This is a genomic window from Novosphingobium pokkalii, from assembly GCF_014652855.1.
GTDB classification, from domain to species: domain Bacteria; phylum Pseudomonadota; class Alphaproteobacteria; order Sphingomonadales; family Sphingomonadaceae; genus Novosphingobium; species Novosphingobium pokkalii.
In genome coordinates this window covers 105,690-124,617 of record NZ_BMZP01000004.1, presented here as the reverse complement: position 1 = coordinate 124,617, position 18,928 = coordinate 105,690, and the positions used below count along the sequence as shown (strand labels likewise).

General features: G+C 67.6%; 15 protein-coding genes. 8 read left to right on the top strand and 7 right to left on the bottom strand.

From position 1 onward, the window contains the following. Window positions 1-75: 75 nt before the first annotated feature. The 4 genes from IE191_RS05805 (at window position 76) to IE191_RS05790 (ending at window position 7,057) form a co-directional block, all read left to right on the top strand. Window positions 76-2,967, top strand: coding sequence for a M16 family metallopeptidase (locus IE191_RS05805; RefSeq protein WP_191323412.1), 2,892 nt, complete (start codon window positions 76-78; stop codon window positions 2,965-2,967). A 195-nt stretch (window positions 2,968-3,162) separates the two neighbouring features. After that, on the top strand, window positions 3,163-4,536 hold the full coding sequence (locus IE191_RS05800) for a class II 3-deoxy-7-phosphoheptulonate synthase (protein WP_191323411.1): 1,374 nt from the start codon (window positions 3,163-3,165) through the stop codon (window positions 4,534-4,536). Between the two features lie 417 nt (window positions 4,537-4,953). Then, on the top strand, window positions 4,954-5,241 hold the full coding sequence (locus IE191_RS05795; RefSeq protein WP_191323611.1) for a hypothetical protein: 288 nt from the start codon (window positions 4,954-4,956) through the stop codon (window positions 5,239-5,241). 91 nt (window positions 5,242-5,332) lie between these two features. Further along, window positions 5,333-7,057, top strand: coding sequence for a S10 family peptidase (locus IE191_RS05790; RefSeq protein WP_191323586.1), 1,725 nt, complete (start codon window positions 5,333-5,335; stop codon window positions 7,055-7,057). A gap of 6 nt (window positions 7,058-7,063) precedes the next feature. Here the strand turns inward: IE191_RS05790 and IE191_RS05785 are convergent, their stop codons facing one another. The 5 genes from IE191_RS05785 to IE191_RS05765 form a co-directional block, all read right to left on the bottom strand. After that, a complete protein-coding gene (locus IE191_RS05785; protein WP_229815129.1) occupies window positions 7,064-8,434 on the bottom strand; it encodes an alginate export family protein in 1,371 nt (456 codons plus the stop codon). A 57-nt stretch (window positions 8,435-8,491) separates the two neighbouring features. After that, window positions 8,492-9,583 (bottom strand): Zn-dependent alcohol dehydrogenase, encoded by a 1,092-nt coding sequence (locus IE191_RS05780; RefSeq protein ID WP_191323410.1) that lies wholly within the window; start codon window positions 9,581-9,583, stop codon window positions 8,492-8,494. A gap of 77 nt (window positions 9,584-9,660) precedes the next feature. Next, window positions 9,661-10,560: a metallophosphoesterase gene (locus tag IE191_RS05775; RefSeq protein ID WP_191323409.1), complete on the bottom strand. Its 900-nt coding sequence runs from the start codon at window positions 10,558-10,560 to the stop codon at window positions 9,661-9,663. Window positions 10,561-10,564: 4 nt separating this feature from the next. Further along, window positions 10,565-11,248 (bottom strand): guanylate kinase, encoded by a 684-nt coding sequence (gene gmk, locus IE191_RS05770; RefSeq protein WP_191323408.1) that lies wholly within the window; start codon window positions 11,246-11,248, stop codon window positions 10,565-10,567. A gap of 139 nt (window positions 11,249-11,387) precedes the next feature. Next, complete coding sequence (locus IE191_RS05765) at window positions 11,388-11,690, bottom strand: chorismate mutase (protein WP_191323407.1); 303 nt, start codon at window positions 11,688-11,690, stop codon at window positions 11,388-11,390. 103 nt (window positions 11,691-11,793) lie between these two features. On the opposite strand from IE191_RS05765, the gene IE191_RS05760 reads away from it, so the two are divergent. Beyond that, entirely contained in the window at window positions 11,794-12,807 is a 1,014-nt protein-coding gene (locus IE191_RS05760; RefSeq protein WP_191323406.1) for a polyprenyl synthetase family protein, read from the top strand. A gap of 19 nt (window positions 12,808-12,826) precedes the next feature. On the opposite strand, the gene IE191_RS05755 is transcribed toward IE191_RS05760, so the two are convergent. Next, entirely contained in the window at window positions 12,827-13,015 is a 189-nt protein-coding gene (locus IE191_RS05755) for a hypothetical protein (RefSeq protein ID WP_191323405.1), read from the bottom strand. Window positions 13,016-13,204: 189 nt separating this feature from the next. Between IE191_RS05755 and IE191_RS05750 the strand changes: the two genes are divergently transcribed. Both IE191_RS05750 and hrpB read left to right on the top strand, forming a co-directional pair. Continuing rightward, a complete protein-coding gene (locus IE191_RS05750; protein ID WP_191323404.1) occupies window positions 13,205-13,585 on the top strand; it encodes a glutaredoxin in 381 nt (126 codons plus the stop codon). Between the two features lie 39 nt (window positions 13,586-13,624). Further along, complete coding sequence (hrpB, locus tag IE191_RS05745; protein WP_191323403.1) at window positions 13,625-16,183, top strand: ATP-dependent helicase HrpB; 2,559 nt, start codon at window positions 13,625-13,627, stop codon at window positions 16,181-16,183. 4 nt (window positions 16,184-16,187) lie between these two features. Here the strand turns inward: hrpB and IE191_RS05740 are convergent, their stop codons facing one another. Then, entirely contained in the window at window positions 16,188-17,942 is a 1,755-nt protein-coding gene (locus IE191_RS05740; protein WP_191323402.1) for a cation:proton antiporter domain-containing protein, read from the bottom strand. Between the two features lie 101 nt (window positions 17,943-18,043). Here IE191_RS05740 and IE191_RS05735 point away from each other — a divergent pair, with 101 nt between their 5' ends. Further along, on the top strand, window positions 18,044-18,928 hold the full coding sequence (locus tag IE191_RS05735; protein ID WP_191323401.1) for an oxygenase MpaB family protein: 885 nt from the start codon (window positions 18,044-18,046) through the stop codon (window positions 18,926-18,928).

The following is an 18,928-nucleotide window of genomic DNA, read 5'->3' as shown; positions in this document are numbered from 1 at the left end:
AAACAAAGATCGGATCACGATGAAGGGCCAGTCTATTCACTGGCCCTTCACAAACCCCCTCCCTATAGATGGGGCATGCGATCGAACACCCGGCGCTCTCGGCGCTTCGCTTTCCTCGTTCTTGCCCTGCTCGCCACGGCGGCACCAGCCGGCGTTCTGGTCCAGGCCAAACCGCTGGCCACGGCCGTGGACAACACGGCGCAGAACTGGCTCTATGTCGGCAGCGACGTACCGCAGGACAAGGAATGGATCTTCGGCCGTCTGCCCAACGGGCTGCGCTATGCAGTGCGCCACAATGGCGTGCCGCCCGATCAGGTTTCGGTGCGCGTGCTGGTCGATGCCGGATCGTTCTATGAAACCGATGCGCAGCAGGGCTATGCCCACCTGATCGAACACCTCACCTTCCGCGATTCCAAGTATCTCAAGTCGGGCGAAGCGATCCCCACCTGGCAGCGCCTGGGCGCCACCTTCGGCAGCGATACCAATGCCGAAACCAGCGGCACGCAAACCGTCTACAAGCTCGACCTGCCGGGCATCACCCCGGCCAAGCTGGACGAAACGTTCAAGCTGCTGTCGGGCATGATCGCCGAGCCGATCTTCACGCCGCAGGGGGTGAAGACCGAAGTGCCGATCGTGCTGGCGGAAATGCGCGAACGCTCCGGCCCGCAGACCCGTGTGATGGATGCCACGCGCGAACTGTTTTTTGCCGGCCAGCCGGCAGCCACCCGCTCCCCGATCGGCAAGGTCGAGACGCTGGAGGCCGCCACGCCCGAGAGCATCAAGGCCTTCCACGACAAGTGGTATCGGCCCGACAACACGATCATCGTGGTGTCCGGCGATGCCGATCCGCAGGTTCTGCTGGGCCAGGTGAAGAAATGGTTCGGCACCTGGACGGCCAAGGGGCCCAAGCCCGCCCCGGTCAGCTTCGGCAAGCCGGTCGCGCCCAAGGGCGGGGATCCCGCCAATCCGGTGGATGGCGCCAAGGTCTTGGTCGAACCCAGCGTGCCGATGCAATTCAACTATGCGGTGGTGCGTCCGTGGAAGCCCCACGCCGACACGATTGCCTATAACCAGGGCCTGATGATCGATCGCCTGGCCATGGCGCTGATCAACCGCCGCCTGGCGGTGCGCGCGCGGGCCGGGGGCAGCTTCCTGTCCGCCTCGGTCGATCAGCAGAACTATGCGCGCTCGGCCGATACCACGCTGGTTTCGATCACCCCGCTGGGCGATGACTGGAAAGCCGCTGTGGCCGACGTGCGCGCGGTGATCGCTGATGCCTTGGCCTCGCCCCCGTCGCAGGCGGACATCGACCGCGAAGTGGCCGAGTTCGACCTGTCTTACAAGGTGCCGGTGGAAACCCAGCGGACCCAGGCCATGTCCGACCTGGCGGACGACATCACCCAGGCGGTGGACATTCGCGAGACCGTCGCCAACCCCGACACGGTCTATGCGATCTTCAAGAAATCGCTGCCGCTGTTCACGCCGCAGGCGGTGCTGGCGCACACCCGCGCGCTGTTCAAGGGCACGGCGGTGCGCGGCATGCTGACCACGCCGCGCAACACCGGGGCCAGCGATGCCGACGTGCGCGCCGCGCTCGTCGCCAAGCCGGTGGTCACCGGCAATGTCCGCCTGCCCACCGACAAGCTGACCTTCGCGCAGTTGCCGGCGATCGGTACGCCTGGCACCGTCGCCCAGGCGCAGCAGACCGGGGTGCTGGGGATCGAGCGGCTGACCCTGTCCAACGGCGTCAAGGCGCTGCTCTGGGCCAACGATGCCGAGCCGGGGCGGATCATCATCCGCATCCGCTTTGGCGGCGGCCTGGCGGCGATCGCGCCCAAGGATGCGGTCTATGGCCCGCTGGGCGACATGGCGCTGATGGAAACCGGCTTTGGCAAGGTCGATCGCAACCAGATGGACGAGCTGGCCACGGGCCGCAAGTTCAACCTCAATTTCAAGCTGGACGATACCGCGTTCGAATTCACCGCCGATACGCGCCCGTCCGACCTCAAAGACCAGCTCTACCTGTTCGCGGCCAAGCTGGCGCAGCCGCGCTGGGATGCCAATCCCGTGCTGCGCGCGGTGGCGGCGGCCAAGCTGCAATATGCCGCCAGCGGTTCCTCGCCCCAGGCGGTGTTGCAGCGGGACATGGGCTGGCTGCTCAAGGATCGCGATCCGCGCTACAAGGCGCCCGATCCGGCCACGCTCGATACCGTCAACCCCGCTGATTTCCGCCGGGTGTGGGAGCCGCTGCTGGCGCAAGGCCCGATCGAAGTGGACATGTTCGGCGATTTCACGCGCGAACAGGCGCTCGATGCGCTCAACACCACGTTCGGCGCACTGCCGCCGCGCACCGCCGCGACGCCGCCGCCGCTCGATCCGCATTTCCCCGCGCACAACGAAACGCCCGTCGTGCTCACCCATACCGGCGATCCCAACACGGCGGCGGCCATGGTCGCCTGGCCCACCGGCGGTGGCCGCACCGGGGTTCACGAATCGCGCCAGCTCGAAATCCTCGCGCAGATCGTCAACAATCGCCTGTTCGATGAAATGCGCGAAAAGATCGGCGCCTCCTATGCGCCGCAAGTGGAATCGGTCTGGCCGATGGACTTGCCCGCGGGCGGCTATCTGGGCGCCACGGTGCAACTGCGCCCGCAAGACCTGCCTGCCTTCTTCGTCGCGGCAGACAAGATCGCGGCCGATCTGGTGGCCAACCCGCCCTCGCAGGACGAGATCGAGCGCGTGACCGAACCGCTCAAGCAGCTCATCACCCGCGCCAGTACCGGCAACAGCTTCTACATGTCGCTGCTGGGTGGCGGCGCGCAGGAGCCGGGCAAGTTCGACGATATCCGCTCGATCCTGGTCGATTACAGCAAGACCACGCCCGACGCGATGCAGGCCCTGGCCGCCCGCTATCTGGTCCACGACCGCTCCTGGCGCGTCGAAGTGGTGCCGCAGTCCAAGCAGTAGTCACCAGATCCTCCCTCCGCGACAGCGGGGGGAGGTGGCAGCCCGCAGGGCTGACGGAGGGGGGAAGCGCCTTACGCCCGCGCTAAAGCTAAACCTCTTCGCGCAACAAAATGTCGATCACACTATGCGAAAGGCTTCCTTTGCAATCCGGCGCGGCTGCGCCTATGTCCGCGCGTCTTGAAAGGAAAGAGGACAGTGGCACAGAACTGGAATGCAAAGAGCTGGCGGGATCACGAGGCGCGGCATCTGCCGGTCTATCCCGACGCGGGCAAGCTGAACGCGGTGGAAGACACCCTTGGCAGCTTTCCGCCGCTGGTCTTTGCCGGCGAAGCACGCGCGCTCAAGGCCGATCTGGCCCAGGTGGCGGCGGGCAAGGGTTTTCTGCTCCAGGGCGGGGACTGCGCCGAAAGCTTTGCCGAATTCCATCCCAACAACATCCGCGACACCTTCCGCGTGTTGTTGCAGATGGCGGTGGTGCTCACGTTCGCCAGCAAGCAGCCGGTGGTGAAGGTGGGTCGCATGGCCGGCCAGTTCGCCAAGCCGCGCTCTTCGCCGGTGGAGCGCCAGGGCGATGTCGAGCTGCCCAGCTATCTCGGTGACAACATCAACGGCATCGAGTTCACGCCCGAGCAGCGCATTCCCGATCCCGACCGGATGCTGCGCGCCTATAGCCAGGCGGCCGCGACGCTCAACCTGCTGCGCGCCTTTGCTGGCGGCGGCTATGCCAACTTGCGCCAGGTCCATGGCTGGACGCTCGACCATATCGCCAAGAGCCCCTGGGCCACCAAGTTTGGCGAAATGGCCGACAAGATCGGCGAAGCGCTGGACTTCATGGAAGCCTGCGGGGTCAACCCGTCGAACGTGCCGCAGTTGCAGGGCACGAACTTCTACACCAGCCACGAAGCCCTGCTGCTGCCTTATGAAGAGGCGATGACGCGCCAGGATTCGCTGACCGGCGACTGGTATGACACCAGCGCCCATATGCTGTGGATCGGCGATCGCACCCGCTTCGAAGGGTCGGCGCATGTCGAATTCCTGCGCGGCGTGGGCAATCCGATCGGCATGAAGTGCGGCCCCAGCCTCACGCCCGACGCGCTGCTGCGCATGCTCGACACGCTCAACCCCGCGCGCGAAGCCGGGCGCATCACCCTGATCAGCCGCTATGGCCATGACAAGGTGGAAGCCGGCCTGCCCGCGCTGGTGCGCGCGGTGAAGCGCGAAGGCCATCCGGTGGTGTGGAGCTGCGACCCGATGCACGGCAACGTGATCAAGGCGGACAACGGCTACAAGACCCGCCCGTTCGACCGCATCCTGGGCGAAGTGAAGGGCTTCTTTGCCGTCCACCGCGCCGAAGGCACCCACGCCGGCGGCATCCACATCGAGATGACCGGCCGCGACGTGACCGAATGCACCGGCGGCGCCGTGGCGATCACTCAGGAGGGCCTGGCCGACCGCTACCACACCCACTGCGACCCGCGCCTCAACGCCGCGCAGTCGATCGAACTGGCGTTCCTCCTGGCCGAAATGCTCAACCTGGAACACGCCGACAAGAAAGCCGAAGCGGCCTGAGCTGCCCCGAAAAGCCCCCTCCTCTTCGCAAGGAGGGGGTTGGGGGTGGTGCGGAGCCTTGCTCTGCGCTGCCAGAGGGCTTCGACAAGCTCAGCCCGAACGGCTCTTGGTTATGAATTCTCCACCCAACTCCGTTCGCCCTGAGCCTGTCGAAGGGCGCTTGCGCACCGCCTGACTGCGCGGGGCTTCGACAAACTCAGCCCGAACGGGTTTGAGTGGAATCCATGTCTTCCTCCGTTCGCCCTGAGCTTGTCGAAGGGCGCTGGCGCTGCGCCCGGCTGCGACAGGCTCGGCCCGAACGGAATGAAGACCAGCAAATCTGTCCTCGTCTCCTGTCTGAAGCATAGCGCCACATTTCCGGGCACAACCGCACACCCCCACTTCCCCCCGCGCGCGGCATCGCGCACAACGCGGGGCATGAGCCAGCCCAACGCCCAGAAGCCCATGGACCCGCTTGCCCAACGCGCGCTGTTTGCGCGGGCGGTTGATCTGCTGGGGGGTATCAAAGCGGCTGGCCAGGCCATCGGGGAAAGCGAACTGGGCATGGCCGCGCTGCTGTCCGGCGCCGAGCCGCTGCAACCGCGCGTGCTGGAGCGGGCGAGCAAGGCGTTGATTGCCCATGCCGATGCCTGCCGCGCGATGGAGCGGCGCATTTCGCCTGCCTTTACCGCCAATCTCACCAATGCGCAGATCGGCAAGGGCTGAGCGCCCCAGCGCTAGGGCAAGGTGATAGTATTACGTTGGTCGGCGCGCGTGTGCCGTTCGTCGAACCACCGGGAACCCTTGCTTGACAGGGATGACCGCGCGCGCGTTCGATGCGCCCGCCAACTGGTTTCGCCTGAAAAGGAATTGTCCCTTGCGCCGCACTCTGTCGCTTGCCGCTGCCGTGTCCCTGCTCGCCCTGCAACCCGCCTTGGCTCTGGCCAAACCGGCGGATGCCGATACCAAGGCGGAATCGGCCAAGACCGACGATCCCGATGGCATTCCCGATCCCGACAGCGCCACCACCACGCGCTTCTTCAAGCCGCGCAAGGTGCTGTCCGGCGGCACGGTGACGGTGGGCGGCCAGAAGATCGACTATACCGCCGAAGCCGGTACCGTGGTAGTGCACCAGGCCGATTGGGACGATACCGACTGGCGCGAAACGGCTGCGGCCGGCAAAGGCAAGGACGAGGCCAAGGACGCCCCGGCCGAAGCCTCGATGTTCTACACCGCCTATTTCAAGAAGGGCGCGCCTTCGGCGGACCGGCCGATCACCTTCCTGTTCAACGGCGGCCCCGGTTCGGCCACGGTCTGGCTGCACATGGGTGCCTTCGGCCCGCGCCGGGTGATCACGGCAAATGACAGCCATACCCCGCCCGCGCCCTACAACCTGGTGGACAACGCCTATAGCCTGCTCGATGCATCGGATCTGGTGTTCATCGATGCGCCGGGCGCGGGCTGGTCGCGCATTGCCGGCAAGGACAAGGAAAAGGCGTTCTGGGGCGTGGACCAGGACGTTCACGCCTTCCGCGAATTCATCAAGGCGTTCCTGTCGGAACATGGCCGCTGGAATTCGCCCAAGTTCCTGCTGGGTGAAAGCTATGGCACCCCGCGCGCCTCGGCCCTGGTCAATGCGCTGCAATCGGACGATTCGGTCGATTTCAACGGCGTCGTGCTGCTTTCGGCGATCCTCAATTTTGATCTCTCTGCCGATGGCCCGCAGAACAACCCCGGCGTGGACAATGCCTATGTCGTCAGCCTGCCGACGGTGGCGGCCACGGCGTGGTATCATAATCGCCTGCCCGGTACGCGCCCGGCCGAGCTGGAGCCGTTCCTGCGCGAAGTGGAGCACTTTGCCACCACCGACTATGCCATGGCGCTGATGCAGGGCACCACGCTGCCCGATGCGCAGCGGCAGGACATGGCCAAGCGCCTGGCCAGCTATACCGGCATTCCCGCCGAATACTGGCTGCGCTCCAACCTGCGGCTCAACGTGGGGCAGGTGATGCAGCACTTGCAGGAAGAGCAGGGGCTCACCACCGGCCGCCTCGACACGCGCTTTTCCGGTCCCACGCTCGATCCCACGGCCAAGGAAGCCGGCTATGACCCGCAGAGCGCGGCGATCAGCTCGGCCTATATCTCCGCGTTCAACGCCTATGCGCGCGACAGCCTGCACTATGCCACGCAGGCGACGTACAAGCCCTTTGCCGGCAACCAGGAGTGGGACATGACGCATCGCCTGCCTGATGGCAGCCGTTCGGAAAGCGGCCCGCTCAACGTGATGCCCGACCTTGCCAACGCGATGAAGCAGAACCCGCAGCTCAAGGTGCTGCTCGCCGGCGGCTATTACGATCTCGCCACGCCCTATTTCGAGGGCCTGTTCGAAATGCGCCACTTGCCGATGGCCGCCTCGCTCCAGGGCAACATCAGCTATGCCTATTATCCCTCGGGCCACATGGTCTATGCCAACGAAGCCTCGCTGAAGGGCTTCCACGATGCGACCGCCGCGTTCATTGCCCGCAACAGCGGCAAGCACTGATCGCGTTCAATAGAATGCAGTGACGTTGAACGAACCATAGGTGGTGGATTGCCCCGGCTGCGCATTGGGCGCGGTCTGCATGAAGCCACCTTTGGCCAGATAGACCCCGTCGAATTCCAGGCGCAGCCGCTTGGGCACCGCCCAATAGCGCAGGCGCGTGTCGAACTGGTGCCCGGCAAACGTCCCGCTGCGCCCCGCGCTGTCGCGCACGCCCGAACTGCCGAAAGCGTCATAGGCATTGGCCAGCCACATCGGATGCCAGGTCAGCAGATAGTCGAACCGCTTGCCCGGCGCCCCTTCCAGCCGCAGCCCCGGCGCGACGATATTGGCGCGATAGGGCACGTTGTAGAGCCCGGCCGGCGCAAAATCGTTGCGTCGTGTGGCATAGAGCGGATCGTAGCGGGTGATCGTGCCGCCGGGGCTGTCGCCGGTGGCATAATCGAGTTCCACGCTCAGGTGGGTTTTGGCCTTGTCGGCAAAAGTATAACCCAGTCGCGCGTGGAGGTTGGCCGCGCTTACCGGCGCGCGCGGGGCATTGCTGGCGGTCGTCACCGCTTCCTCGCCCCACTGGTAATTGCCTTCCAGTTCGTAATCGAGGTGCGCCGGGGCAGGGTCTGCGGCAATGCGCAGGCTACTGGTGTTGAGCGAGCGGTCGCGCGTCGGCGTATCGGGGCGGTCGCGCTCGGTCAGGAACAGGTATCCGGCCTCCACCAGCGTGACCGGCGCGCCTTTGGGCGAGATCACCTTGCCCAGGAAGCCGCCCCACAGTTGCAGGTCGAACCCCTCGTGGTCCCATTTCACCTGGTGGGCATGCATCGCGCGGCGATCGAGCGGCAGGCGCTGGTCGGGCAGGGTGAACACGGCCGATCCGCGCCAGCCGCCGCGCCACTGCGCCTCGGCATGAAGGCCGGTATAGCTGTTGATGGTGTTGCGATAGTCGTCGGCCGCGATCAGGCGGCGCGAGCCGATGTTAAGCGTTTCGCGCCCCAGCCGGACATTGAGCTTGCTGCCCTGGCCCAGCGCGCCGGGCAGATCGAGCCCGACATAGCCCTGGACGAGTTCCAGCGCGTTGATTTCGCCGGTGGTGATCGGTGTGCCGGCGTTGTCGTTGAACACGCGTGCGTCCCACAGCTCGCCAACCACTTGCCAGGGGCCTTTGGTCCACACCGCCTTGATCGTGGCGCGGGTGTTGATGATCTGATCGGTGTGGTTGGCATTGGGACGGGCCTGGCCGTCGATCACCTCATAGCGCACGCGGACCTGGCCGGAGATGGCAAGGCCATCTGCCGGTTTGGCCTCTGCTGCAAAAGCAGGAGAGGCCAGCACGAGCAGCGGGCTGGCGAGCAGGGCGGGCAGGCATGACTTGGGCTTGGGCATGGCGCCGGGCATAGCCCCGCGCCTGCCAAGCCGGCATGAAAGCGGTCTTAAGCGGAATTACGATCCGGCAAAGACCACAACGGCGCGCGCGCCCCGGCCCTGGCGCAGCGCGGCAAAGCCCTGGTTCACGTCTTCCAGGGCGATCCGCGCGGTCAGCATGGTGTCCAGCTTGAGGTGCCCGTTCATGTAGAAATCGACCAGGCGGGGCAGGTCCACCGGAAAGCGGTTCATCCCCATCAGCGCGCCTTGCAGCTTCTTGCCCGAAAGCAGGTCCATCGCCGAAAGGCCTACCTTCTGGTCGAGCGGCATCATGCCCAGGATCGTCGCCGTGCCACCCCGGCGCAGCGCACCGACGGCAAGATCGGCCGATGCCGGGCGTCCGACCGCCTCGATCGCGTGATCCACCCCCCCGCGCGTGCGCTCCACGATCGTGGCGGCTGCGCCATCGGCGGTGGGATCGATCGTGTCGGTGGCGCCCATCGCCGTGGCCAGTGCGCGCTTTTCGGGGGAGGGATCGGCCGCGATGATCTGCCCCGCGCCGGCAATGCGTGCCGCGTTCACCGCCGCCAGGCCCACCCCGCCACAGCCGATCACCGCCACGCTTTCGCCCGGCGTGACCTTGCAGGCGTTGAATACCGCGCCCGCGCCCGTCGTCACGGCGCAGCCCAGCAGCGCGGCGCGATCGAGCGGCATGTCCGGCCGGATCGCGACGCAGGCGTTTTCGTGCACCAGCATCATTTCGGCCAGCGCGCCCAGGTTGAGCACCTGCTGCACCGGCGTGCCATCGGCCTGTGCCAGGCGCGGCGCGGCGCCGCGCGGGCGGCGCGTGCCGCTGCCCAGGCACAGCGCCATGCGCCCGCTCAGGCAGAATTCGCAAGTGCCGCAGAACACCGACAGGCAGGTGACCACCGCGTCGCCCCGCTTCACCCGGCGCACTTCGCTGCCCACGGCCTCGACGATGCCGGCGGCCTCGTGCCCCGGCACGGCGGGCAGGGGATGGGGATAGGCGCCATCGATGAAATGCAGGTCGGAATGGCATAGGCCGCAGGCCGCAGTGCGGATCAGCACTTCATGCGGGCCGGGCTGGTCGATCACCAGATCCGCGATCTCCAGCGGCTGCCCGGGGGCATGCAATACGGCGGCCTTCATGAGCGGCATCCTCGGTTGCGTGCCGGCGTGGCATGGTGCCCGCCGGTGCGGCTCTTTTCCGCCAATCGCGCCGGCCGTCAACGGCCGGTGAGCGTGATCATCCAGAAATCGGTGCGCGTACCGATACGCAGCGGGAATGAGCCCGATCCCACCCCGGCGGTGACGAAGACGTGGTGCCTGCCCGTCGCGATCAGCCCGCAGCGAAACGCCGGGTCATAAAGCTTGCGCCCGTCGATCGGACTGTTGGCAGTGGACAGGCCGGGGATGTCGATCTGCCCGCAATGGGTATGCCCGGCTAGCAGCACGGGCACGTCGGGCGGCAGGGTGTGGCCCAGGTTGGGGGCATGCTCCACCGCCACGATCGGCCCGCCCAGCACCCGCGCCCGGCCCAGGATCTGGTCCATCCGCAAGTGGCGCCGGGTATAGTCGTCAAATCCCAAGAGCGCGATCGGGCCGAGCCGCACCGCTTCGTCGTTGAGCACGGTGATCCCGGCGCGTTCCAGCACGCGGGTCACCGCCACGGGATCGGTCGCGCTGTCATGATTGCCCATCACGGCATAGACGCCCAGCGGCGCGCGGAGGCGCGACAGCGGGCCGCCCAGCATCTCGGGATGGAACGCGGGGTCATCCGGCTTCTCGCCGTTGACGAAATCGCCTGCCAGCACGATGGCATCGGGCCGCTGCGCATTGATCAGCGCCACCACGCGATCGAGCCGCGCGGCCGACATGCCATGGCTGCCTACATGAATGTCCGAGACCAGCGCCAGAGTCAGGCGCTGGCCACGCATTGCCGCTTGATCGAGCGTGACCGTGGCATGGCGCACCACGGGCATCCAGGTTTCCACCCAGTAACCCCAGCTTGCCACCAGCAGCACGAGCAGCGCCAGCAAGGGCAGGATGCGGCGCCCGACGAGGCGACCCAGCGCCGCCATGGGACTGGGCGGTGGCACCGGGCTGGCGTCCTCGTCGCCGTCCAAGCGATCAGGCTCGGGTCAGTTCGCGGACAAAGCCGATCAGCCCGGTCTGGCGCGCGCGCTTCAGGCGTTCGGCTGCCAGGATCTGGCAGATCTGGGCATAGCAGGCATCGACATCGTCGTTGACCACGACATAGTCATAGCCGTCCCAGTGGCTGATCTCGGCCTTGGCGCGGGCCATGCGCGCGGCAATCACTTCGGCGCTGTCGGTGCCGCGCCCGGTCAGGCGGCGGCGCAGTTCCTCGATGCTGGGCGGCAGGATGAACACCCGCACCACGTCTGCCTCGGCCTTTTGGTAAAGCTGCTGCGTGCCCTGCCAGTCGATATCGAACAGGGTGTCGCCGCCTTCCTTGAGGCGGGCGCGGATATGGGCCTTGGGCGTGCCATAGCAATTGCCGAAGACTTCGGCCCATTCATAGAATTCGTTGGCTTCCACCATGCGGTCGAATTCGGCGCGGTCGACGAAATGATAGTCGCGGCCATCCACTTCGCCCGGACGGATCGGGCGGGTGGTGGCGGAAACCGAAGCTTCGATCTGGGGATCGTGCGCCAGCAGCCGCTTGGCAATGGTGGTCTTGCCTGCGCCCGAGGGGGACGAGAGAATCAGCATCAGGCCACGGCGATGCAGCGCATCGGCGCGGCCGGAGGCGAGGGAGTCGGGCGTGGTTTGGGGCAATGCGCTGTCGGCCATGGTCGCAGATGGACCATGGCCGCCCCGCCGGTCAAGCGCGGGCTTGCTGCGATTGCGAAGATTCCGGGGCCTGCGGCACCAAGTCACCTGACGGCCTGGCCCGATTGCCCGCCCTTTCGGGCAGGGAACCGGCGGGCCGTTACTGCGCGGCCTTGGCCTGATTGTGGTGGCGGATCACTTCCTCGATGATGAAACGCAGGAACTTTTCGGAGAATTCGGGATCGAGCCGGGCATCCTCGGCCAGCTTGCGCAGGCGCGCGATCTGGCGTTCCTCGCGGCCCGGATCACTGGCGGGCAAGGCTTTTTCGGCCTTATAGGCGCCCACTGCCTGGGTGATGCGAAAGCGTTCGGCCAGGATGTGGATCATCGCCGCATCGATGTTGTCGATGCTCTGGCGATAGCCGGTCAGAACCGGATCGGTGCCTTCGGCGGATGCGCTCATGTGCTTGTGGGCTTTCGTCTGTGGGGCGGCAAATGTCTCGCTTTGCCGCTACCGCGCAACTTGCGACTTGCCAAGCCGTGCCCCACGCGCCAAGCGGGCAGCGATGACTGCTACCCTCCATACGCTCCCCCGCAAGGCCGAACCCTCGCTGGCGCCGCTGATGGCGCTGGTGGCCGATGGCATGAACAGCGTGAACGCCGTGATTCTTGACCGGATGCAATCGCGCATCCCGTTGATCCCGGCGCTTGCCGGTCATCTCATCGCCGGCGGCGGCAAGCGCATGCGCCCGATGCTCACGCTCGCCGGCGCGTCGTTGCTGGGCTATGGCGGCAGCCGCCATTTCAAGCTGGCCGCCGCGGTGGAATTCATCCACACCGCCACGCTGCTGCACGATGACGTGGTCGATGGATCGGACATGCGGCGCGGCAAGAAGGCCGCGAACATCATCTATGGCAACCCGGCCACGGTGCTGGTGGGCGATTTCCTGTTTTCGCGCAGCTTCGAGTTGATGGTCGAGGATGGCTCGCTCAAGGTGCTGCGCATCCTGTCGGGCGCCTCGGCGGTGATCGCCGAGGGCGAGGTCGACCAGTTGGTGGCCCAGCGCCAGGTGGAAACCAGCGAGGAACGCTATCTTTCCATCATCAACGCCAAGACTGCGGCGCTGTTTGCTGCGGCCTGCCGCATTGCGGCCGTGGTGGCCGAACGGCCCGAGGCAGACGAACTGGCGCTCGATGCCTATGGCCGCAACCTGGGCATTGCGTTCCAGTTGGCCGACGATGCCATCGACTATGATTCCGATGCTTCGGAAATGGGCAAGGACCAGGGCGACGATTTCCGCGAAGGCAAGATGACTCTGCCGGTGATCCTCGCCTATGCGCGCGGCAGCGAAGACGAGCGGGCCTTCTGGCGCGACGCTATCGCCGGCAACCGCAACAGCGACGAAGACCTGGCCCAGGCAATCGCGCTGATCCGCAAGCATGATGCCGTCAACGCCACGCGCGAGCGGGCGCGCCACTATGCGCAGCGCGCGATCGATGCGATTGCCGGCTTCCCGGCCAGCGCGGCCAAGTCTGCAATGGGTGAAGCGGCAGAATTTGCGGTGGCGCGCCGCTATTGAGCGCAGGCGGGGCGGGCGTTCAGCGAAACGCCTGCACCAGCCCTTCGATCACCGAAGACCCGGCCAGCGGGCCAATCAGCAGCATCAGCAGGTTGATCGCCAGGATCACCATGACGATGCGCTGGCGGCGTGGCGTGAGCCGGGGCGCAGGCTCTGGCTGCTGGTTCGGCGGGGCAGGCGGCCACGAATCCTTCACGTCGAGAAACATCGCGTCCTCTCGGGGCAACAGGTGCCACGGACGGGCACGATTGACGATGTTTTACCATGAAACGGCGGCCCCCGCACCGGTCCACATGGGCACCTTTGCCCCGATTCGGCGCAGTGGCTTGCCACGGGCAGGGCGCCGCCTAAGATGAGACTATCCCTCCCGTCTCTTCCCTTTTCCCGAGGCCCCAGCATGACCAGCCCCGCGTTTCGCCCCGTGCTCTATCTGAAGCGTTCCTGCCCGTTCTGCCTGAAAGTGGCAGCGTTCCTGAGCGAGGCGGGGCAGTTCGACCAGGTGGACGTGCGCGCGTTCTGGCCGGGCGACGAGCACGAAGCGCCAATCCGCGCCGCGCTGGCCCCGCATCTCGACAAAGTGACGTTCCCGGCGCTGGAAGTGGAGCCGGGCCGGGTCATCGCCGATTCCGATGCGATCGTGGCGCTCTATGCGGAAAAGACCGGGCTCGATCCGGCCAAGGCGCCGTTCTACGCCTATGTCATGGCCGGGCCGTTCCGCCGCATTCGCGAGGCCTTTGCCGAATCGCAGGAACTGGAAAAGCTGCGCGCGCAGAGCTGATGCTCGCCAAGCTTGGGGCAAGGCAGTAAGGGCGGCGGCGTGACCGATCTGCCCATTCATGCCGTCTTGCCCGATCTGCTGGCCGCGCTGGCGCAGCAGCCCAATGCCGTGCTGATCGCGCCGCCCGGCGCCGGCAAGACGACGACCGTGGCCACCGCGCTGCTGCGCGAAAGCTGGTGCACGGGCACGGTGATCCTGCTTTCGCCCCGCCGCGTGGCCGCGCGCGCCGCGGCCGAGCGCATGGCCGACCTGCTCGGCGAAGCGCCGGGCGAAACCGTGGGTTATCTGACCCGGCTCGACAGCAAGCGTTCAGCCCGCACCCGCGTGCTGGTGATGACCGAGGCGATTTTCGTCGCCACGATCCTGGCCGATCCGGAACTGGCGGGCGTTTCGGCGGTGCTGTTCGACGAAGCGCACGAGCGGCATCTCGATTCGGACCTGGGCCTGGCGCTGGCGCTGGAAGCGCAGGGCGTGCTGCGCGAGGATCTGCGCGTGGTGGTGATGTCCGCCACGCTGGACGGCACGCGCTTTGCCGCGCTGATGCCCGATTGCGCGGTGATCGAAAGCGCGGGCAAGGCCCATCCCCTGCGCCTGCGCTGGCTGGGCAGCAGCCCGCAGTTGCGCACCGAACAGGCCATGGCCAATGCCATTGCCCTGGCCTGGGCCGAGGAGGAGGGCGATATCCTCGCGTTCCTGCCGGGCGTGCGCGACATCGATCGCACCGCCGAAATCCTGGCGCAGCGCCTGCCCACGGCGCTGGTGCTGCCCTTGCACGGCCAGGTCGAACCGGCCGGCCAGCGTGCCGCGATCCGCCGCGATGTCCAAGGCCGCCGCCGCGTGGTGCTGGCCACAGCGATTGCCGAAACCTCGCTCACGCTCGACGGCGTGCGCGTAGTGGTCGATGCCGGGCTGTCGCGCCGGGCGGAGTTCGACAAGGTGGCCGGCGTTACCCGGCTGGTCACCACGCGCGCCAGCCAGGCCGCCGCGGCGCAGCGCGCGGGCCGCGCAGCGCGCCAGGGGCCGGGCGTGGCCTATCGCCTGTGGGAGGAAGCGGCCCATGCCGGGCGCGCGCCGTTCGATCCGCCCGAAATCCTCAACACCGATCTGGCGCCGCTGGCACTGACTCTGGCGCAATGGGGCGCGGGTGATCCGGCGGCGATGGCCTGGATCGACCCGCCGCCCGCCGCCGCCATGGCCGCCGCGCGTGGCGCACTGGTGGCGCTGGGCGCGCTCGACGGGGAAGGGCGGATCACGGCCCACGGCCGCGCCATGGCGCGCCTGCCGATGGAGCCGGCACTGGCGCACATGCTGCTCTTTGCCGCCCGCCACGGCGCGGCGCAGGATGCCGCGCGGCTGGCGCTGTTGTTGCAGGAACGCGGGCTGGGCGGCAGCGGCGAAGACCTGGCGCGGCGGTTTGACCGCTGGCAGGGCGATCGCGGCACGCGGGCCGACGCCTCGCGCAAGCTGGCCGCGCGCTGGGCGGCGGCGGCCGATCGGGAGGCGCGCGGGGCGCCAGTGGGCTTCGACAAGCTCAGCCCGAACGGACCTTTGACGAAAACCAACTCCTCCCCTCCCGTTCGCCCTGAGCTTGTCGAAGGGCGCCAAAACAACGTGGCGCGCAACGCCGCAAGGCCGCCGCTCGCGGTGCTGCTGGCCGAGGCGTTCCCCGATCGCATTGCCCGCGCGCGCAGTGCCAGTGGCGAGGAGTGGCTGTCCTCGGGCGGGCGGGGCTATCGGCTCGATCCGGCTTCGCCGCTCGCCACCGCGCGCTGGCTGGTGATCGGCGATGCGCAAGGGGAAGCCAAGGGCGCGCGGATCATGAGCGCGCTGGCGCTGGACGAGGACGATGTCACCACCTGGCTGGCGCACCGGCTGGAGCAACGCCACAGCCTGACCTGGAACGCTGCCGAAGGCCGCGTGGAAGCGCGGCTGGAGCGGCGGCTGGGCGCGATCGTGCTGGCGCGCGTGCCCGATCCCGCGCCCGATCCGGCGGCGGTGGCGGCGCTGCTGCTCGATGTGGTGCGGCGCGAGGGGCTGGAGGCTCTGCCGCTGGGCCAGGCGGCGCGGGCGCTGCTCACGCGCGGGCGCTATGCCGGGCTCCCCGCGCTGGACGAAGGTGCGCTGCTCGCCGATCTGGAGGAGTGGTTGGCGCCGCTGCTCGCCGGCCGCCGCGATCTGGCGGTGAGCGCGGGCAAGTTGCACGAGGCGCTGGAAAGCCGGCTGGACTGGAACGAGCGGCAGACGCTGGACCGGCTGGCCCCGGCGCAATACCGCTCGCCGGCCGGCACCAGCCATGCCATCGACTATGCCCACGAAGGTGGCCCGGCGGTGGAACTGCGGGTGCAGGCGCTGTTCGGCCTCGATCGCCATCCGATGATCGGCCAGCCGCCGCGCCCGCTGCTGCTCTCGCTCACCTCGCCCGCCGGGCGGCCGATCCAGACCACCGCCGATCTGCCTGCGTTCTGGCGCGGATCGTGGCGCGACGTGGTGAAGGACATGAAAGGCCGCTATCCGCGCCATCGCTGGCCCGACCAGCCCTGGGCCGAAGACCCCAGCCTCAAGACGCGCAACGCTTTCGAGGCATCGCGCAAGAGCTGAGGCGTTAGCTTTCCTGGGCCTGCGGCTCGGTGATGATGCGATCGCGCGCGGCACGCAAGTCGCCGCCTTCGAACTGGATTTTCAGGCGTTCCTTGTCGCGCACGCGGTACATGTCTTCGGCCCGCGCGATGATTTCCTCGCTCACCCCGGTTTCGGCGAGCGCCAGGCGCGCCATCTTCACGGCCGATTCCATCACTTCGCGGATCACCCACTTGGCGGGCGAATCCTTGAGCCGCACCACCGCGCGCCGATCGAACGCGCGCACGAAGATCGCCGCCTGGGGAAACGCCTGGTGCACGGCGTCCAGCGCCGCAGCGTCCATCTGGTCACCATCCATGCAGAACAGGATCAGCGCGGCTTCGTCTGCCCCGGCCTGGCGCAGCAGGTCGAGCCGGGTGCCGTCGCCGAAATAGACTTTGGCGCCAAAGCCGCCGGCCACGTCGATCATTTCCACGTCGGTGTCGATCAGCGTGACCGACAGGCCGCTGGCATTGAGCATCTGCGCCACGGTTTGCCCGAAACGGCCATAGCCCACGATCAGGGCATTGGCCGCGTCCCCGGTCGGGCCTTGCCGCTCGGCGCCCTTGGTCTTGCCCGGATCAGCGCGCAGTGGCTTGGTCAGCGCCATCAGGAACGGCGTGGTGGCCATCGACAGCGTGACGATCGCGCCAAACAGGCTGGCCGCCTCGGGCGCGATCAGTTGCGCGTGTTGCGCTTGGGCGAACAGCACGAAGCCGAATTCGCCACCCTGGCTCAGCAGCAGGCCCAGCGCCAGCGCGCTGCGCCAGGACATGCGGAACGCCAGGCCGATGCCCATGATCACCGCTGCCTTCACCGCCACGAGCGACAGCGCCATGGCCAGCACGAACAGCGGCCGTTCGGCAATCGCGTGGAGATCGAGCATCATGCCCACGGCCAGGAAGAACAGGCCGAGCAGGATGGAGCGGAACGGCTCCACATCGGCTTCCAGTTCGTGGCGATAGGGGCTGTCGGCCAGCATGACCCCGGCGATGAACGCGCCCAGCGCGGTGGACAGGCCAAGCGCCTCCATCACTGCGGCCGAGGCCATCACCGTGAACAGCGCGGCGACCACGAACATCTCGCGCTCGCCCAGGTTGCCGATCAGGCGGAACAGCGGCCGGATCAGATAGCGCCCGGCCAGGATCAGGCCAACGATGGCCAGCACGGTGTATAGCGCCAGTTGCCAGCCCGGAGGGCCATTGGCGTCGGCCGGGTTGCGGCTCATCGCCGCGATCAGGGTGATCATCGGAATGATCGACAAGTCCTGGAACAGCAGGATGGCAAAGGTCCGCTCGCCGAACGGGGTGCGCAACCGGCCCGAGGCCTGGAGCATCGGCAGCACCTGCGCGGTGGACGAGAGCGCCAGCGGCAGGCCCAGCGCGATGGCGGCGGTCAGGCTGAAATCGGTGCCGAAGTTGATCACGGCGGTGATCGCCGCGCCGCACAGCACCACCTGCAACAGGCCCAGCCCCAGGATATCGCGCTTCATCCGCCACAGCCGCGCCGGGTTCAGTTCCAGCCCGACCAGGAACAGCAGCAGCGTGATGCCCAGTTCGGCAATGCCCAGCTTCTGCTCCGCCTCACCCACCAGGCCCAGCACCTGCGGGCCGACGACCGCGCCGGCCAGCAGGTAGCCAAGCGTGGCCCCCAGGCCCAGCCGGCGGAACACCAGCACGAAGACCATGGCAAAGCCAAGCAGCAGGAAACCGTCGTGAAGCATCGAGGGGGGCTGGTTCATGCCCCCTGACTCGCCTTCCTTGGGCGTGACGTCAACACATACCCTTTCGGGCGGCGGCCTTGGCGCTGGCGCCGGGCGGGTGCCTGGGGTTATCGTGGGGCATGGCCAGCACCCTCCCTCGCTTCGATCCCGCCGCGCAGGTGCGGCGCCTGCTGGTCGAGCGGGTGCAGGCGCTGTTCCACGATCCGGGAAAAGGCGAACGCCCCGTGGTGCGCTCGGCCAATGCGCTGTTTGCGCCCGATTCGGTGATCTGGCGGGTGCATGGCGATGTCACCACGATGATGATCGGCGGGGTTACCGCCCTGCTGTTGCAGATGCTGCACCCGGCCGCGCTGGCGGGCGTGTGGGACCACAGCGCGTTCCGGCAGGACATGCTGGGCCGCCTGCGCCGCACCGCGCGGTTCATTGCCGTCACCACGTATGCCGATCGCGCGCTGGCCGATGCCGCGATTGAAAAGGTCAGGGCCGTGCACGAGCATGTGCGCGGCGTATTGCCCGATGGCACGCCCTATCGCGCCGACGATCCGCATCTGCTCGCCTGGGTTCACGTGTGCGAGGCGATCGGCTTTCTCGATGCGTGGATCGCCTATGGCGAACCGGGCATGTCGCGCGCCGATCAGGATGCCTACATGCAGCAGGCGGCGCTGGTGGCGCGCCGGCTGGGCGCCGATCCGGTGCCAGAGACGCGGGCGCAGGCCGATGCGCTGATCGCCACGTTCCGCCCCGAACTGCGCGCCGATGCCCGCACCCGCCGGGTTGCCCGGATGGTGCTGTCGCAGCCAGCCCCCTCGCTCGCGGCGGCCCCGGCGCAGCACCTGCTGTTCCAGGCGGCGGTCGATCTCATGCCTGCCTGGGCACAGGCGCTGCACGGCCGCCGCCTGCCGCTGCCGGCAACGCCCCTGGTGCGCGGCGGCGCCATGGCGATGGCCCGCACCCTGCAATGGGCCTTCGCCCCGGCGCGACGCGATCCGCCGCCTCAGGGTTGA

Bases quoted from the DNA above. Each gene is read 5' to 3' on its own strand.
- IE191_RS05805 (WP_191323412.1), top strand. From the start codon at position 76: ATGCGATCGAACACCCGGCGCTCTCGGCGCTTCGCTTTCCTCGTTCTT.
- IE191_RS05795 (WP_191323611.1), top strand. From the start codon at position 4,954: ATGAGCCAGCCCAACGCCCAGAAGCCCATGGACCCGCTTGCCCAACGC.
- IE191_RS05790 (WP_191323586.1), top strand. From the start codon at position 5,333: ATGACCGCGCGCGCGTTCGATGCGCCCGCCAACTGGTTTCGCCTGAAA.
- IE191_RS05785 (WP_229815129.1), bottom strand. From the start codon at position 8,434: ATGCCCAAGCCCAAGTCATGCCTGCCCGCCCTGCTCGCCAGCCCGCTG.
- IE191_RS05780 (WP_191323410.1), bottom strand. From the start codon at position 9,583: ATGAAGGCCGCCGTATTGCATGCCCCCGGGCAGCCGCTGGAGATCGCG.
- gmk (WP_191323408.1), bottom strand. From the start codon at position 11,248: ATGGCCGACAGCGCATTGCCCCAAACCACGCCCGACTCCCTCGCCTCC.
- IE191_RS05765 (WP_191323407.1), bottom strand. From the start codon at position 11,690: ATGAGCGCATCCGCCGAAGGCACCGATCCGGTTCTGACCGGCTATCGC.
- IE191_RS05760 (WP_191323406.1), top strand. From the start codon at position 11,794: ATGACTGCTACCCTCCATACGCTCCCCCGCAAGGCCGAACCCTCGCTG.
- IE191_RS05755 (WP_191323405.1), bottom strand. From the start codon at position 13,015: ATGTTTCTCGACGTGAAGGATTCGTGGCCGCCTGCCCCGCCGAACCAG.
- IE191_RS05750 (WP_191323404.1), top strand. From the start codon at position 13,205: ATGACCAGCCCCGCGTTTCGCCCCGTGCTCTATCTGAAGCGTTCCTGC.
- IE191_RS05740 (WP_191323402.1), bottom strand. From the start codon at position 17,942: ATGAACCAGCCCCCCTCGATGCTTCACGACGGTTTCCTGCTGCTTGGC.
- IE191_RS05735 (WP_191323401.1), top strand. From the start codon at position 18,044: ATGGCCAGCACCCTCCCTCGCTTCGATCCCGCCGCGCAGGTGCGGCGC.